Here is a 16473-nt window from a genome sequence, read left to right as displayed (position 1 = left end):
CGGCAAAGTTAATGCATGGCTTTACTGTATGGGAAAACCCAGACACAAGCAGATGCGATAAATAAAATAAAAAATACCAGCAAGAATGCATCGTTATAGGACATCGCAAAAGCTTGAATCCGAATATGTTGATTCAACTGTGCATAGCTCACAGCATTTAATGCTGACGGATCACTTAATGCGGTATTCAAGCTGTGACGGATGCTTTCCAGCATTGATAAGGTTTGCTCATTTTGTAACTGAACACCCTCGCCGATCATGGCAGAATGCAATTTTTCACGTTCATTAATAAAGTGATTTAAGATGCCAATACCACCCACCAAACCAATTACCCGTGCATAGTTAAAACCAATACCACAAGTGGGACCTTCCGTTGGAATAATGTCATATAGCACCAGATGCAAGGTCGCCAAAGAAAATACGCCCTGCCCTAAACCTGCCACAAAAATAGGCCATAGAAAATCATGGATCGCCCACTGTGAAGTCGAAAAACTACAATACAGTGAACTAACAGCCAAAATGCACAAGGCCAGTGACATCATGATGCGCTGATCAATACGTGGGCTCAGATAATAAGCCGTCATCACGCCTATGAAAGTACCCACAGAAAAAGGCCAAAGCACTTCCGCAATTTGTTCAATCCGAAAGCCTGAAAGCTGAATTAGGAACTGAGGAATCACCCAAATAATAAACAGTGAGCCAAAACGGAAAATCACCTGAAAAATAAGTGCATAACTAAACGGTTTATAAAACAGGGTTAATTTGAACAATGCCGCATCATGTCGAATAAAATGCATAATCGCAAAGCCCATCAACAAAAAACCTGCCAAAAAACTGGCGCTAATCCACCATGCTTCAAACCAGAAATGTCGCTCACCTTCTGACAAAGCCATCACGATTAAACTGAGACCCGCCGAAATCAGTAAATAACCCACCCAGTCAAACAACTTAAATGCTTCAAGTCGAATCGGATCTTCCTTAAACAAAAAATTGGCAAGAATGACATAAGCAACAATCCCTAGCGCGGGAATAATGAACAGCAAATGCCAGTTTTCGCTATACAGAAAAAGGCTGCCTAACCATGCAGATACGCCAATTCCAATCGCAGTGGCAAGTGCAAAATAAGTTAAGCCACGCGTCCGAATCAGACCCGCAGGATGGGTAGAAAACAGGATAATAAACATTAAAATCGGTAACATGCCTGCAAAAAAACCATGCAGGATCCGTAAAAACAACATCACGGCAAAAGAATGAGTCATTACGATCAACAAAGAACTCAGAATAAAACCCAGTCCTGCAATCATCATGGCACGTCGACGACCAAAGGCTCCTGAAAGTAAAAAGGCAATCGGTAAACCCAGTATTTGTCCAACATTGTATAGGGTCACCACCCAACCCACTTCCTGCGAGGTCACTGCAAAAGCACCTGCAATATCTTGCTGCGCAAAAATAATCGACAAAGGAAATGTACTACTCACAATCGCGCCAAAAGCCGCGATGGTCATTGCCATTATTCGTTGCATTTTTACTGCATCTGGCATGTCATTTCCTTGGTTTTAATGGGTCAGGATATTGATCGTGAAGCTATAAAACTATCTTTACAATGATAAACATCGGCTAGATCAAGATATTAAGCTCACATATCAGCGATTCATCAGTTTCCAGCTCATTTGATTTTAAATGTTTTTTGATCAGCAAATGAGATGTCCATCGAAAAAGATCGTTTTATTATTAGGATAATCAGTTTTATCATCAGAACAGATTAAACTCACCAAGCTTTTTTTTTAAAGCTTAGCGTTGAAATATGCTTGATTCTGACGATTCAGTACAGTTAAAAATAAAGTGGATCGAAAAATACAGCTTCGATGCTTAGCCTCTAAATGCCAAAAGCCCTCATCATGTGATAAAGGCTTTTGCTCTGGATAGATCAATAGTGCTCAATACAGTTCATTTATCAATGTGTTAGATAAACCAACTCAATGGATATCTCGATTTAAATCTACAATGACCGCATTGTGATTCAAATTACCAATCTTTTTCCAATCTCATATTCCAATCCAGTTGAAAAGGGCTATGAGCTTGCTTCTCAAGTTTTTCAATGATTTTAATTGTATTCTGATCGGCTGTTAATTTCAGCTCGGTCTCTGTGGAATACAACCAAAATCGAAAACCATAAAGATAGCTACGATTAAAATCATGCCATGAGTTAAATAACTGCTGAATTTTCTGACAAATCGCCATTGAGCGTTGGAGTGCATCTTCCTTAGTGATCATGCCTGCAAGATAAAAATCAGATAAAAGATATACCGCACGACCAAAATCCCATGCCAATATTGCTTGGTCTGCAAATTCCTGTGTTGCATCAAAACTTACACGATCTAATAGTTGATGTTTTATATTCGATGTAATTTTTTGATTATGTCTTTCAAAATCCTGTCGGCTGAGTCCCAAGAGTTGCATTTCATCTACATATTTTAAAAGCAGCGCATTATGTAATCCCCGTTCACTGGTCAATTCAGCAATCATGGCATTGCCTTCTTCTAAATCATGTATCCCCCAATGTTTGATCAGGTTCTGTTTAGCCAGTTCAGTGGTTTGCTTTTTTTTGGCTACGCCGCCAAATACATAATTCAAATTACGTTGATTCAGCGTTAAAAGTACAGCGTATGTTCCGTTCATCCACAAGATCGCTGGTGAGGCCTTGTTTCCCTCTGGTTTAGGTTTTTGAAAAAAAGACCATGCTACTGCAATCAACACCAGTCCAATTACTAGATAAGTAATATATTCCATACAACATTTCCCCAAATCATCAATAAAAATAAAAATGCTTTCTAATTTTTTTAAATGCACAACCCATTTTCGAATGCTAATGTATTTTTACTTGAATCGCCTGAACCATTCGAATCGAAGAAGTCAGAGATAATAATGACTTCACCTGATTTTAATGTGACTTTGACATTTCGGCCATCTTTTTCAATTCGGTTCACATCCTTAATATCAACCTGCAATAGAACCACAGAAGGTTCTAAAAGCGTTAAACTATCTTTTTGACCCTCCAAAAGAATTTCATGAGTTTTTTTTGATACAATCTTTACATTAGCCATTTAAAGTATCTCGCAAGAGTTGGCCCAATACAAATAAACTCATTCATATTTATAAAATCCGAAACAATGTAATCTTCAGAATAAATACAAATAAAATTCAATTATTTGACCAATAAAATAAAACTAGACTTTCATACTTTAAAATATACAAATCGGCCTATTTATTTTCTTATCATTTTGCGATTGCTTTTTTGTCATCAAAAACAATGTAAAAAAAACACTATAGAAATAATGAGATAGAACAAAAAGAAGACACCTAAAATTGACTATTTATTTAGAATTTCGACCCATTAAAACCAACCATTTTAATATGATTAATCAAAATTAAACTCATTATAGTTAAGATTCTTAAATTTCACCTATAACAACATCATCTAAGATAAATTTTCAAATTACCTAATAGCTAAAATAGTTTATTATATTTAATACAAGAAAATCATTTAACAATCAATACAAATCTAAAACCAACAACTTATTCTAGTGATTTAACTCAAGATAAATCATTTATTAAACAATATAAATATAATTTTATTTTTGTTTTTAAATTAGAACTTTTCTGTATTTCATTATAAAATTTTACTGATTTCCTTTTTATGATCATTATGGCTTAACAATGGCTCAACTCAAATTACGTCTTAGGTTGATGGTTGATCAAGAGATTGCTTTTGGTCCTGGAAAAGCGGACTTACTCGAAGCCATTCAAGCGACAGGTTCCATTTCTCAAGCAGCTAAAAAAATGAACATGAGCTATCGTCGCGCATGGCAACTGGTAGAAACCATGAATCAACTTTATGCTTCGGCTTTGGTTGAAACCTATAAAGGTGGCGAATCAGGTGGTGGGGCGATCGTCACCGCTTTTGGCTTTGATATTTTAAAGCAGTTTAGATATATGGAGCAAAAAGCCCTAGCTGCAATTGAAGCAGACTTCCAACAGCTTTCAGGTTATTTAAAACCCTAAGCTGTTCACGTCAATTGAAGCTAAACTAAATCGTCATCGAAAAAATCTGGTTATTCGGTATTTTACGTTTCATTCGCAAGTCAAATGCCATACAGATATTACGAACAAACGCCTTGCCTTGCTCTGTAACCTGCATACTTTTTTCACCGATTTTCAGTAATTGATCTTGCTGCATTTCTTCAAGCTGCTGTAACACTCGCGGCAACTCTTCAAAGCTTTGCGTTGGGTCTTGCCATGAGGTTTCAAACTGACACATGAGATTTAAAATATGCTGGCGAATCATCAGGTCTTCTGACGTCAAAACATGTCCACGAAACACTGGAATTTCATTGTTTTCCAGTCGAGCATAATAGTCTTCCAATACCTTTTCATTTTGAGCAAAGCTGTACCAGCTATCACTAATCGCAGACACACCCAAACCAATCATGACTTGGGTTTTAGATGCGGTATACCCCATAAAGTTACGATGTAACTGACCCTGTAAAAAGGACTGATACATCGGATCAGTTTTCAAGGCAAAATGATCCATCCCAATTTCGACATAACCATGATCCAGCAATTTTTGTTTGCCGGCTTCATAAAGTTTTCGTTTCACTTCATCTTTGGGCACATCATGATCTTTAAAACCACGCTGACCATTGCCTTTAATCCACGGCACATGCGCATAACTATAAAAAGCCAAACGGTCGGGCAATAATCGATTAGTTTGGTCTATGGTATACAGCACATCGTCCAATTCCTGAAAAGGCAAGCCAAACACCAAATCATGGGAAATCGAGTCATAACCAATTTCTCTCGCCCATTGCGTCACATTGGCGACATTTTCAAACGGTTGAATGCGATGAATCGCTTTTTGAACCTTTAGACTATAATCCTGAACCCCAAAACTTACGCGACGGAACCCGAGATCATACAACGCCTGTAAATGTGCTTTGCTGGTGTTGTTCGGATGCCCCTCAAAACTAAACTCATGATGTTCAGCAATCTCAGCCTGATCCAAAATACCATGAATGAGTTGTTGTAGATGTTCGACTGAAAAAAAGGTCGGCGTACCACCACCCAAGTGGATTTCACGAATAATCGGTTTTTCTTCCAATAATTCACAATACAATGACCATTCTTTGAGTACCGCCGCAATATACGGCGCTTCAACTTCATGGCGTTTGGTGACTTTTTTATGGCAACCGCAAAAAGTACATAAGCTTTCACAAAAAGGTAAATGAATGTACAGGCTGATGCCTTCACTTGCATTTGATTCAATAAAAGATTGGCGCAAGGTTTGCTGCCAAGCCTCTAGTGAGAATGTATCTTCCTGCCAATAAGGAACAGTCGGATAACTGGTATAACGAGGTCCTGGAACATTATATTTTTGAATCAAAACATTTGACATTTCAATATACCCAAATACCTTTATCTTTTTATTATAATCCATTTAACCCTATACAAAAACCTCAAAAATAAATTAATTAAAATTAAATAACTAATAAAAACAATATTTTAATTTTAAAAAATAATTATTCTCATCCATTTCTGTTTTTAAAATTAGATATTATAAAACCTATGATTTTGGTTGGGATTAAAATAATTTATCAAATTAATTAAAATAAAAAAGGCATATTTATTTAAATAGATATGCCCTCAAAAAAGCGCGATTTAATTAAGAACTTTTTAGCTGTTTGAGTCGCTTGATACGTGGTTTATACAGCAACTGATACGTTACCGCCAAAATCAACAACCATAGCGGACTCACATATAAGGCTTTTAATGTATCGGGTTCCAGTGCCAAAATCACCAAGGTGAACAGCAAGAATGCCAATACCACGTAGCTCATCCAGATTCCACCCGGCATTTTAAAGGTCGACTGGGCATGTAATTCAGGTCTGAGTTTACGATAACGCAGATAGCACACCATGATCAGCCCCCAAACGCTAATAAATAAAATCACGCAAAGAGAACTGGCTAAGGTAAAGGCTTCAATGGTATTGGGTACAAAATACTGTAATGCCGCACCCGCCATAATAAACAGACAGGAAAACACCAAACCATTAGCTGGAACAGCGCGTTTGGATAACCGCGCCAATGCTTGCGGTGCCTGCCCCCCACGGGATAAACCAAATAGCATCCGACTGGTCGAAAACACACCACTGTTCATGGAGGAGGTTACTGAAGAAAGTACCACCAGATTCATAATAATCGCTGAAGTTGGAATCCCTGCATGTAAAAATAATTCAACAAATGGGCTTTTATTAGCACTGATCATATTCCACGGTGTGACTGACATCACCACCAATAATGCCAACACATAAAACAAAATGATCCGAATCGGGATTGCATTAATCGCTTTGGGTAAATTCTTTTTCGGATCTTTGGTTTCGGCTGCTGTGGTGCCAATCAGCTCCACTCCGACAAAAGCAAACACCGCAATCTGAAAACCTGCTAAAAAACCCTCGGTACCTTTAGGAAACATGCCACCCGAAGACCAGAGATTACTTAAAGAAGCAACGGTACCCGTTGGTGCCTGAAAATGGCTAAACACCATAAAACCACCAATTGCAATCAATCCAAGAATCGCCAAAATCTTGATCAAAGCAAACCAGAATTCGACTTCACCAAATAAACGCACGGTGAGCAAATTCAGCGCCAATACAAACAATACACAGCCCGCACTGATCAGTGCTTGTCCCATCGGTGTAAAACTTACGCCATCAGGCAACCAAAAACCCAGATAATTAATAATCGCCGCCAGATCGGCTATACCCACCAATACCCAGCCGAGCCAATAGGTCCAACCCATATAATAGCCTGCACTCGGGCCGATCAAATCATGTGCCATATCAACAAACGATTTGTAATGCAGATTCGCCAACAATAGCTCGCCCAACGCGCGCATCAGGAAGAAGAACATGACCCCAATGATCATGTAAATAAATAAAATTGAAGGTCCTGCCAATGAAATGGTTTTACCAGAACCCATAAATAGCCCAGTGCCAATCGCACCGCCAATCGCAATTAGTTGCAAGTGTCGATTGGAGAGTTTACGTTGAAGATCATGCGACGAATGTTCGTCTTCAGAATGACGTACTGTTGTCATGATTAAATATCCTTTTTAAATGTCCCTTTTTTTGATCAATTCTGTGTGACTGCCAACCAAAATAACAAGGCAGAAACCGCAGAATTGATGCCGAGTAGCATCAAAATAAAAACCAGAAGGCATCCTTTTCCGTGGCAATTCTGGTTTTAAAATTAAACATTAGATGAATGAAAATAGATCAATCGGTTTATTGCTGTGCTGCAATCACGGCGATTTCAATCAACCACGCGGGATTGACTAAATCTGCCTGAATCGTAGCGCGGGCAGGCGTTGCCAATCCATCTAACCACTCAATCCAGATCGCATTGACTTGAGCAAAGTCATCTAGGTTTTTAATAAAAAGCTGCGCTGAAAGCAGACGCGACTTATCACTTTTCGCCTGCGCTAAAAGTTGATCGATGGTCGCCAAGATTTCGCGGGTCTGACCTTCAATATCAAGCTCCGTGTTTTTGGGTACTTGTCCCGACAAATACACCACTTGATTAACAATGGTAGCCGAACTCATCACCTGATTGCTGTTAATTCTTTCAATATTAGAGACTGACATCACTCTATCCTTATGCTTCAATAAAAAATGGAACACGTGCGGTTACACCACACATCAATTCATAACCCACGGTGTCTGAGGTCGCTGCGACTTCATCAATTGGCAAAATCGTACCCGAACGAGATTTGCCCCAAAGCACCACTTCACTGCCAATTACCGCATCTGCAATCTCGGTCACATCGACCGCCAACATATCCATACTGACCCGACCAATCGTGCGAGTGCGGATGCCATTGACCAACACAGGCGTACCCGTAGCAGAAATACGCTGATAACCATCGGCATAACCACAGGCCACAATCCCGATTTTCATGGCTTGCTCGACCTGAAAGGTTGAGCCATAACCGACCGTTTGCATGGGTTGTAAATCTTGAATGGCAATGATTTCACTGCGTAGACTCATACTGGGTTGTAAATCCCAGTCCTGAATCGAGTGTTGGGGAAAATCAGGCGAGCTGCCATAAAGTAAAATGCCCGCACGGACAGTTTTAGAAGTCAGTTGCGAACCATGCCGCAGGATCGCAGCGCTGTTACAAATCGAGCGTTCACCTGGTAAATCCTGCACTGTGTCTTCAAAGATTTTGAGCTGTACCTCAATCCCAGATTGCCCCAGACGCTCACCATCGGCATCGGAAAAATGCATCATATGCGTGAGGCTATTTACTGTGTTGCAAGATCGAAGTGACTGCCATATTTCGCGGTAATACTGTGGCTGAAAACCCAGACGATTCATGCCGCTGTTCATTTTCAGGAAAATATCAAACTGAGCAGGCTCAGGATGCTGTCGCACCCATGTCGCTTGTATTTCACTATGGACACTAAAACTGAGTTGGTAAGCTGTACAGTCAAACAAATCCTGCGCTGAAAAAATGCCTTCGAGCAGCAAAATTGGCCCTGTCCAGCCGAGTGCACGTAAGCGTTTGGCTTCATCGATATCTAGTAAGGCAAAACCATCAGCGGTTTTGAGGGCGGGATAAACCCGTTCAATGCCATGCCCATACGCATTGGCCTTTACTACTGCAAAGACCTCATGCTGTGAGGCATGCTTTCTGGCAATGTTAAGATTATGTGCCAAAGCATTTTGATGAATGATGGCACGGATTGGACGTGGCATGGTTCTTCCCTGAACTTGAGTATTTGATCTTAAGCTGCGTGTGAATAACGCAGGATCGATAAGCCTTCGGTACTAATTTCAGGCTGATGATTAAGCACAAGGTCGCTAATCAACTTGCCTGAACCACAGGCCATGGTCCAACCAAGTGTGCCGTGCCCTGTATTTAAAAACAGATTACTAAACCGCGTCGCACCGATGATTGGGGTACTGTCTGGCGTCATTGGACGTAAACCTGTCCAGAATGAGGCTTGCGCCATATCTCCGCCTGGGAACAGATCTTGAGTGACCATTTCTAAGGTGGCACGACGATCCTGATTTAACCCCAGATTGAAACCACTGAGTTCCGCCATTCCACCGACACGAATCCGCTGATCAAAACGGGTAATGGCAATTTTATAGGTTTCATCAAGCACAGTAGATTGCGGTGCAAATTCAGGCTGTGCAATTGGAATCGTCAATGAATAACCTTTGACAGGATAAACGGGTAAATTTAAATGCAGGGGTTTAAGGAAATCACGCGAATAACTCCCAAATGCCAACACATAACGATCCGCAGTTAAAACCTGACCGTTGACGCGAACGCCTTTGATTTCATCACCTTCGATCAGCAATGCTTCAACATTTTGGTTAAATTGAAATTCGACACCTAACGCTTTGGCTTTTTCTGCTAGAGCATTGGTAAATAAATAACAATCGCCTGTTTCATCATTGGGTAAATGTAAACCACCGACCAGCTTGTCTTTGGCATATTGCAGTGCGGGTTCAACCTTGGCTAAATCGTTTTGATCAAGCAGTTCATAGCTGACACCGCATTCTTTGAGGACTTCGATATCCCGATGAACCGCCTCAAGTTGGGCTTCGTTACGAAACACCTGCAAGGTGCCTTTGGCACGGTTTTCATAACTGATCCCCGTGGTTTCACGTAGTTCTTTTAAACAATCGCGGCTATATTCAGCTACACGCATCATCCGTTCTTTATTTTTGGTATAGCTTTCTGGATTGCAGTTTTTCAGCATTTGTGCCATCCATTGTAGTTGCCACATGCTGCCATCAATATTAATCGCAAGCGGTGCATGATGCTGAAACATCCATTTCACTGCTTTAAACGGAATCCCTGGTGCTGCCCAAGGCGTTGAATAACCTGGGGAAACTTGCCCTGCATTACCAAAACTGGTTTCTTCGGCAGGCCCAGCTTGACGATCCAGTACCGTGACTTGTGCTCCCTGTTGCGCAAGATAGTACGCACTTGCGACACCAATCACACCACTCCCTAAAACGATCACGCGCATTTTTCTTCCCTCACGCAGTCCAGTGAATTTAACTAGTATATTTTTGCTTCAATAGTTTATTTCACTGTTTTAGGCACTATAATCTAGGAAAATTGGCAGTTTTGTCGTGTAGAAATTCTAAAAAAAGGAAAAAAATAATGCGACCACTGGATCGAACTGATCGGCAGATTCTGGATATCCTGCAACGTGAAGGACGTATTGCGATCAGTGAATTGGCGTCTAGAGTCAACTTATCGACCACGCCCTGTTCCGAACGGGTGAAACGTCTGGAACGTGAGGGCATCATCATGGGTTACTATGCGCGGCTCAATCCTGCACATGTCGATCGAAATTTACTGGTATTTCTGGAAATTAAACTCTCGGCCAAATCGGGCGATGTATTTGATCAAGTCGCGCGTGATCTGATTGAAGTACCAGAAGTGCTGGAATGTCATTTAATTTCAGGGGAATTTGATTATCTGGTCAAAGCCAGATTGAAAGAGATGAGTGCTTACCGAAAACTGCTGGGCAATATTTTAAAAAAACTGCCTGCATCGGCTTCATCGCATAGCTATGTGGTGATGGAAGAAATTAAGGAAACCTTGTATCTAGATTTATCTCAATAAAGAATTTTATTCAGATATATTCTCGTCAAAAGAGAATTTACATACTGTTTCAGCAAATTAAGCTTCCTTTAAGTCTCAAGTTTTAAATTGAAGTCCTCAGAGCTTAAAACTTTTGCCACACTCCCCTGTGTGGTTTTTTTTGGCTAAAATTTAGAAAATTGCACTTTTTTAATGCATTTCTATCCTAAAAAAACGCATCGAAGTATAAAAAAGTTTTAACATTCACTTCACTAATCTTTGCAAACCAAGATTAAGAATTTTTCAGTTCTAAGACTAGAAGAGCATGGCACGATACAGGTCTTACTGCTACATTAGTCAGGTTTGATGTTTGCTTAAATCTCATGCACTCGCACCAACTCCGCGCAGTTTTGGTTCAAACTGCGAAATGAAAGGATTTTTTTGATGTTTCAACATATCCCCCCATATGCAGGCGATCCGATTTTATCGCTTATGGAACAATTCAATGCCGACCCACGTCAAGGCAAAGTCAATTTAAGTATTGGTCTTTATTATAATGAAGACAGTATTGTGCCTCAGCTTGATACCATTATTGAAGCGCAAAAACGCATTGAACCCCTGCAAAGCAAAACCAAGCTATATTTGCCGATGGAAGGCTTCAAACCTTATCGTGAAGCGATTCAAGCGTTATTGTTTGGAACAAATTGCCCTGCTGTAAAAAGTGGTCGCGCTGTCACCATTCAGACTTTAGGTGGTTCAGGTGCACTTAAGGTTGGCGCGGATTTTCTTAAAAATTATTTTCCAAATTCTGAAGTCTGGGTCAGTCAGCCGACTTGGGATAACCATGTAGCCATTTTTAATGGAGCAGGCTTTAAAACCCATTTTTATCCATATTTTGACGCCCAAACGGGTGGTGTGAATTTTGAGGGAATGCTCTCTGCCCTCAAACAACTGCCTGAACAAAGTATTGTGTTATTGCACCCATGTTGCCATAACCCAACGGGCGCAGATTTAAATCCTGCACAGTGGGATCAAGTGATTGAAGTACTGAAAGCGGGCAATCTGATTCCATTTTTAGATATTGCCTATCAAGGCTTTGGCGATGGTATGCAGCAGGATGCGTATGCGATTCGTGCGATGGATCAGGCTGGTCTGAATTTTATCGTCAGCAATTCATTCTCAAAAATTTTCTCACTTTATGGCGAACGTGTCGGTGGTCTGACTTTTGTTTGTGATGATGTTGAAGCCGCTCAAGCCACTTTTGGCCAGTTAAAAGCCACTGTACGCCGTATTTACTCTAGCCCACCTACCACAGGGGCTTGGTTGGTGGATCAGGTTCTTAACGATGCTGAGTTAAATCAACAATGGCAGGGCGAAGTTCAGCACATGCGTGAACGTATTATTAAAATGCGTCAAATCTTGCGTGACGAATTAAGCAAAGCCTTGCCAGATCGCGACTTTAACTATCTGGTCGAACAAAAAGGCATGTTTAGCTATACAGGTCTTACTGGCGAACAAGTCGACACCTTACGTGAAGACTATGCCATTTATCTGGTGCGCAGTGGCCGTATCTGTGTCGCGGGTCTCAACATGAATAATATCTATGTGGTCGCAAAAGCTGTCGCAGAAGTCTTGGCTAAAGCGCCTACACCAGCTTAAGCATTGATCCACGACGAAGCATTAAACAAAGCCTGAGATAAACATCTCGGGCTTTGTTACTTTACGTTTAAATTAACGACCATACCCTGGATCAGGGTTAGTTGGTCGGTTAAAACCTGGATCAATCTGATTTGACTGGTTATTTTCTCCCGGACGTAAACCACCATTGTTTGAGCCTGACGGATAGTTATAACCAGGATCGGGATGATCATGGGGGTTTCCCCAGGTCGCAATCCACCATGATCATGTGCAGGTGGACGGCTAAAACCAGGGTCTGCTTGACGGCCTGATTGATTGATATGATCATCAGGCGTCACGATACAAGCAGTCATTAATGTTGCAACTGCCAATGCAGCCAATATGGTCTTGATATGCATCAATCTTCTGCTCCTTAAAATAGTTGTTATCAGGTGCTTAAAGTTAGCGTGAGTTGTATGATTTAGACTTTTAAATTATGACGAATTCTAGCAAGGATAAAGTTGCAACTATGTAACCCACTAGGATGAAATCTTGCTTTTACCCCAATATTTAAGCTTAGACGTATGTCCAATTCCGACATTAAAACTGTTGGTCGGATCGAGCTTTTGATAAAAGTTGGCCAATGCAGGTTTAGCGATATATAAATGTCCAACATTATGTTCTGCTGGATATTCTGCTCGACGAGCATCCAGCAATGTCCACATTTGATGTTCCATCGCTAAAGGATCAACGCCTTTTTTGACAATATAGTCCTGATGAAACACATGGCAGAAAAAATGCCCATAATACAGTTTATATAAAATTTTCTGTTCCATATCAGCAGGAAGTTGCTCGACCCAGTCTCGATCGTTACGGCGCAGGGCAATATCCAGTGCCACAATATCTTCTACTTCGCTACGATGGGTATCGCGATAACGTATCGCAGCCCCCGCGATGGCAAAGCGATGTAAAAAGGCTTTCCGACCTTCTTCCTCATCACATAAAAAATAAGCCCCAGTCGCATGTACAGCAAAATATTCTTTTAAAAATTGTTCAGTCTGATCTTTGCTATTATTTTCCACTCGTAAAATCAAATGATGCTCATATTGATCGCGAAATTCTGTCATACGTTTAGGTAAATGATTCGGCAAAAAGAAAGTCAACGCTTGTAATAAATGATCTGTGAGTCCTTTAATTTTAAATTTTTCCAGAAAACCATCGACTTTATCTTTTAAGGCAAAGGCTTTCGGGACATTGGCGGTACCAAATTTTTCAATAAACAAGAACGTGTCTTTGCCATACTTCTCCCCAATCCGATATGCATCACGATGAATATATTCCCCTGCAATCGGTAAACTGGGTAACGACGTTAGTAGATAACGACGAATTGCCGTCAGGTCATTATGATCATTGCTGCCAATATAGAACACATCGCTTGCCACTTTTTCATACGTATCCAAACGTACTGCAAATACACAGACTTTTCCTGCCGAACCCGAAGCCTCAAACAAACGTGAAGGATCTGCGTTAAATCGTGCTGGACTATCTGCATCCACCTGCGTCACATCATGCGCATAACGCTGATCGGAAGCCTGACGATTTGCATCATGCTGTATATCGCTGACCTGATATTGCTGCTGCTCTAATCGACTTAAAATTTCCTCTGGAGTTTGTCCCAGATCAATGCCTAAATGATTGATGAGCTGTAATTGCCCATGATCATCCACCTGTGCATACAGTGCCAGTTCAGTATAGGCTGGCCCACGTCGTACCAATGCCCCACCCGAATTATTACAAATTCCCCCGAGTACCGATGCGCCAATACAGGATGAACCGATGACCGAATGCGGCTCACGCTGATGAGGCTTTAAAATCTGTTCAAGATTATCCAGCGTCGCACCCGGTAAACACACCACCTGTTTACCTTGATGAATCACCTGAATGCCTTTTAAACGACGTGTACTCATGATAATCACAGGGCGGTCATAGTCTTCGCCATAAGGTGTCGAGCCGCCGGTCAGCCCCGTATTGGCCGCCTGCATAATCACAATACAATTTGCTGCAATACTGACTTGTAATACCTGCCATTGTTCAAGCAAAGTTCCTGGACAGACCACGGCCAACACTTTGCCTTCACCAAAACGTCGACCCTGACGGTATTGCCGAGTGTGTTGATCATCAGTGAGCACATAGGCTTTACCGACTAACTTTTGTAGTTGTGATAATACATTCGGATCAACATGGGACAGCATGAACATCTCCTTGCAACAACTTAAGCTTGAATCAATTTATTAACCTGTACCAGACAATCCGCATTGATCTCCGCAATGCTTTTTGCACCGGTTAGAGTCATGGCAACCCGCATTTCTTTATCAATCAGTTCCAGTAAATTGCTTACGCCCTGTCCACCCGCGGCGGCAAGTGCATAAATAAAGGCTCGACCCAACATCACACTATCTGCGCCCAAAGCTAACATGCGCACCACATCCAGACCATTGCGAATACCCGAATCGGCCAGAATGGTCAAATCACCTTTCACTGCATCGGCAATGGCAGGTAATGCACGAGCTGAGGACATCACCCCATCGAGCTGACGCCCACCATGATTAGACACCACAATACCATCTGCACCAAAGCGTACCGCATCTTTGGCATCTTCAGGGTCTAAAATGCCTTTGATCACCATTGGTCCATCCCAAAATTCACGGATCCATTCCAGATCTTTCCAAGAAATTGAAGGATCAAAATTGGTACCTAACCAACCAATATAATCTTCTAGTCCTGTCGGCTTACCTAAATATTTGGAAATATTGCCCAGATCATGTGGACGTCCTAACAAACCGACATCCCACGCCCACTGCGGATGCGTTACCGCTTGCAAATAACGGCGCATGGCAGCATTTGGGCCACTCATACCTGAATGTGCATCGCGATAGCGTGCGCCTGGCACGGGCATGTCCACGGTAAACACCAAGGTCGAACAACCTGCGGCTTTGGCACGTTCCAGTGCATTGCGCATAAAACCTCGGTCACGCAACACATAGAGCTGAAACCACATTGGACGACCAATGGCAGGCGTGACTTCTTCAATCGGACACACAGACACAGTCGAAAGCGTAAAGGGAATGCCCTTTTTATCTGCGGCGACTGCGGCCTGTACTTCACCCCGACGCGCATACATTCCTGTTAAACCCACAGGTGACAACGCTACAGGCATCGACAGGGTTTCATTAAAAAGTTTGGTTTCCAGACTCAAACTGGACATATCGTTCAACACACGTTGTCTTAATGCAATTTGCGATAAATCTTCAACATTCCGTTTCAGGGTATATTCTGCGTATGCCCCGCCATCGATGTAATGAAATAAAAAAGGTGGCAAACGACGACGCGCCGCTTCACGATAATCATTTGAAGAAGAAATAATCATGTTGGATCAATCCTGTTTAAACGTGTGGCACGTTTCTGGCGAGCTTCGTCTTCATCCAGAGAACGTACATGATCGATGACAAATTCAATATGGCCACACACTGCATCTCGTGCTGCCTGAGCATCTTTACGGTCAATGGCATCCATCACCTGAAAATGCTGATCACTGAGTAGATCGGCACTAATTGGATGTTCATAGACTTTTTTACGCCCTAAAAAGACGTTGTATTGCAGTAAATCAAATAAACTGCGCATCATTTGAATCAGCACCACATTATGAGAGGCTTCGGCAATCGCCAGATGAAAATTGGCATCGGCAACTGCCGCTGCTGCGGAATCCCCATGTGCCTGATGATAGGAAATTTCATCAAAATACTGATGGATCTTGGCACGATCAGCTTCGGTTGAACGCAAGGCCGCATACCAAGCGGTTCCGCCTTCAAGGACTAAACGAGATTCCTGTACATCAAAACGATAATGTGGATCGTCCTGCATCAAATGGCTAATCGGCTCAACAATCAACTGCTGTGACCATGTTTCAGGGAGCTGTTGAATATAAGTCCCATCACCACGACGACTGGATAAAATTCCCAGACTAATCAATTGCTGAATCGCTTCACGTAGCGATGGACGCGAAATCCCCAAACTGGTCGCCAGTTGACGCTCGGCAGGCAAACGATCTCCTTGCTTGAGATTCTGCTGCTCAATCAGCGTCTGTAACTTTTCTACCACCTGATCAGAAACTCGCATCATTTTTCCTTCAA

The 16473-nt window shown here is 41.7% G+C and carries 15 protein-coding genes; 3 read left to right on the top strand and 12 right to left on the bottom strand.

From position 1 onward, the window contains the following. Nucleotides 1-8: 8 nt before the first annotated feature. From I6L31_RS11470 to I6L31_RS11460, 3 genes are all read right to left on the bottom strand, one after another. A complete protein-coding gene (locus I6L31_RS11470; protein ID WP_005000901.1) occupies nt 9-1541 on the bottom strand; it encodes an MFS transporter in 1533 nt (510 codons plus the stop codon). A 484-nt stretch (nt 1542-2025) separates the two neighbouring features. After that, entirely contained in the window at nt 2026-2790 is a 765-nt protein-coding gene (locus I6L31_RS11465) for a DUF1266 domain-containing protein (RefSeq protein WP_005000898.1), read from the bottom strand. Between the two features lie 50 nt (nt 2791-2840). Then, nucleotides 2841-3104, bottom strand: a complete 264-nt coding sequence (locus I6L31_RS11460) for a BapA/Bap/LapF family prefix-like domain-containing protein (protein ID WP_005000897.1) — start codon at nt 3102-3104, stop codon at nt 2841-2843. 613 nt (nt 3105-3717) lie between these two features. Between I6L31_RS11460 and I6L31_RS11455 the strand changes: the two genes are divergently transcribed. Next, nucleotides 3718-4062, top strand: coding sequence for a winged helix-turn-helix domain-containing protein (locus tag I6L31_RS11455; protein ID WP_004988700.1), 345 nt, complete (start codon nt 3718-3720; stop codon nt 4060-4062). 25 nt (nt 4063-4087) lie between these two features. Here I6L31_RS11455 and hemN read toward each other — a convergent pair whose 3' ends face one another. From hemN to I6L31_RS11430, 5 genes are all read right to left on the bottom strand, one after another. Next, on the bottom strand, nt 4088-5452 hold the full coding sequence (hemN, locus tag I6L31_RS11450) for an oxygen-independent coproporphyrinogen III oxidase (protein WP_010588961.1): 1365 nt from the start codon (nt 5450-5452) through the stop codon (nt 4088-4090). Between the two features lie 267 nt (nt 5453-5719). Beyond that, nucleotides 5720-7153, bottom strand: a complete 1434-nt coding sequence (locus I6L31_RS11445; protein WP_004994487.1) for an amino acid permease — start codon at nt 7151-7153, stop codon at nt 5720-5722. A gap of 187 nt (nt 7154-7340) precedes the next feature. Continuing rightward, nucleotides 7341-7700, bottom strand: coding sequence for a RidA family protein (locus I6L31_RS11440; protein WP_005000888.1), 360 nt, complete (start codon nt 7698-7700; stop codon nt 7341-7343). 10 nt (nt 7701-7710) lie between these two features. Then, nucleotides 7711-8814, bottom strand: coding sequence for an alanine racemase (alr, locus tag I6L31_RS11435; RefSeq protein WP_005000885.1), 1104 nt, complete (start codon nt 8812-8814; stop codon nt 7711-7713). 29 nt (nt 8815-8843) lie between these two features. Then, nucleotides 8844-10103: a D-amino acid dehydrogenase gene (locus tag I6L31_RS11430; protein WP_005000882.1), complete on the bottom strand. Its 1260-nt coding sequence runs from the start codon at nt 10101-10103 to the stop codon at nt 8844-8846. Between the two features lie 137 nt (nt 10104-10240). On the opposite strand from I6L31_RS11430, the gene I6L31_RS11425 reads away from it, so the two are divergent. Both I6L31_RS11425 and I6L31_RS11420 read left to right on the top strand, forming a co-directional pair. Then, nucleotides 10241-10708 (top strand): Lrp/AsnC ligand binding domain-containing protein, encoded by a 468-nt coding sequence (locus tag I6L31_RS11425; RefSeq protein ID WP_005000879.1) that lies wholly within the window; start codon nt 10241-10243, stop codon nt 10706-10708. Nucleotides 10709-11110: 402 nt separating this feature from the next. Further along, nucleotides 11111-12325 carry an amino acid aminotransferase gene (locus I6L31_RS11420; protein WP_005000878.1) on the top strand — a complete coding sequence of 405 codons (1215 nt, stop codon included), beginning with the start codon at nt 11111-11113 and terminating at the stop codon, nt 12323-12325. Between the two features lie 56 nt (nt 12326-12381). Here the strand turns inward: I6L31_RS11420 and I6L31_RS11415 are convergent, their stop codons facing one another. From I6L31_RS11415 to lldR, 4 genes are all read right to left on the bottom strand, one after another. Beyond that, nucleotides 12382-12702, bottom strand: coding sequence for a hypothetical protein (locus I6L31_RS11415; RefSeq protein WP_005000876.1), 321 nt, complete (start codon nt 12700-12702; stop codon nt 12382-12384). A gap of 120 nt (nt 12703-12822) precedes the next feature. Then, complete coding sequence (gene dld, locus I6L31_RS11410) at nt 12823-14535, bottom strand: D-lactate dehydrogenase (protein WP_005000874.1); 1713 nt, start codon at nt 14533-14535, stop codon at nt 12823-12825. A gap of 20 nt (nt 14536-14555) precedes the next feature. Then, nucleotides 14556-15710, bottom strand: a complete 1155-nt coding sequence (gene lldD, locus I6L31_RS11405) for an FMN-dependent L-lactate dehydrogenase LldD (protein WP_005000871.1) — start codon at nt 15708-15710, stop codon at nt 14556-14558. After that, on the bottom strand, nt 15707-16459 hold the full coding sequence (gene lldR, locus I6L31_RS11400; protein WP_005000868.1) for a transcriptional regulator LldR: 753 nt from the start codon (nt 16457-16459) through the stop codon (nt 15707-15709). Before lldR ends, lldD begins: the two co-directional genes overlap by 4 nt. Nucleotides 16460-16473 lie beyond the last annotated feature (14 nt).

This window comes from Acinetobacter septicus (genome assembly GCF_019355975.1).
In the GTDB taxonomy this organism is placed as follows: Bacteria; Pseudomonadota; Gammaproteobacteria; order Pseudomonadales; family Moraxellaceae; genus Acinetobacter; species Acinetobacter ursingii.
The sequence above is the reverse complement of the archived record's forward strand: the minus strand, read 5'-3'. Positions and strand labels throughout refer to the sequence as shown.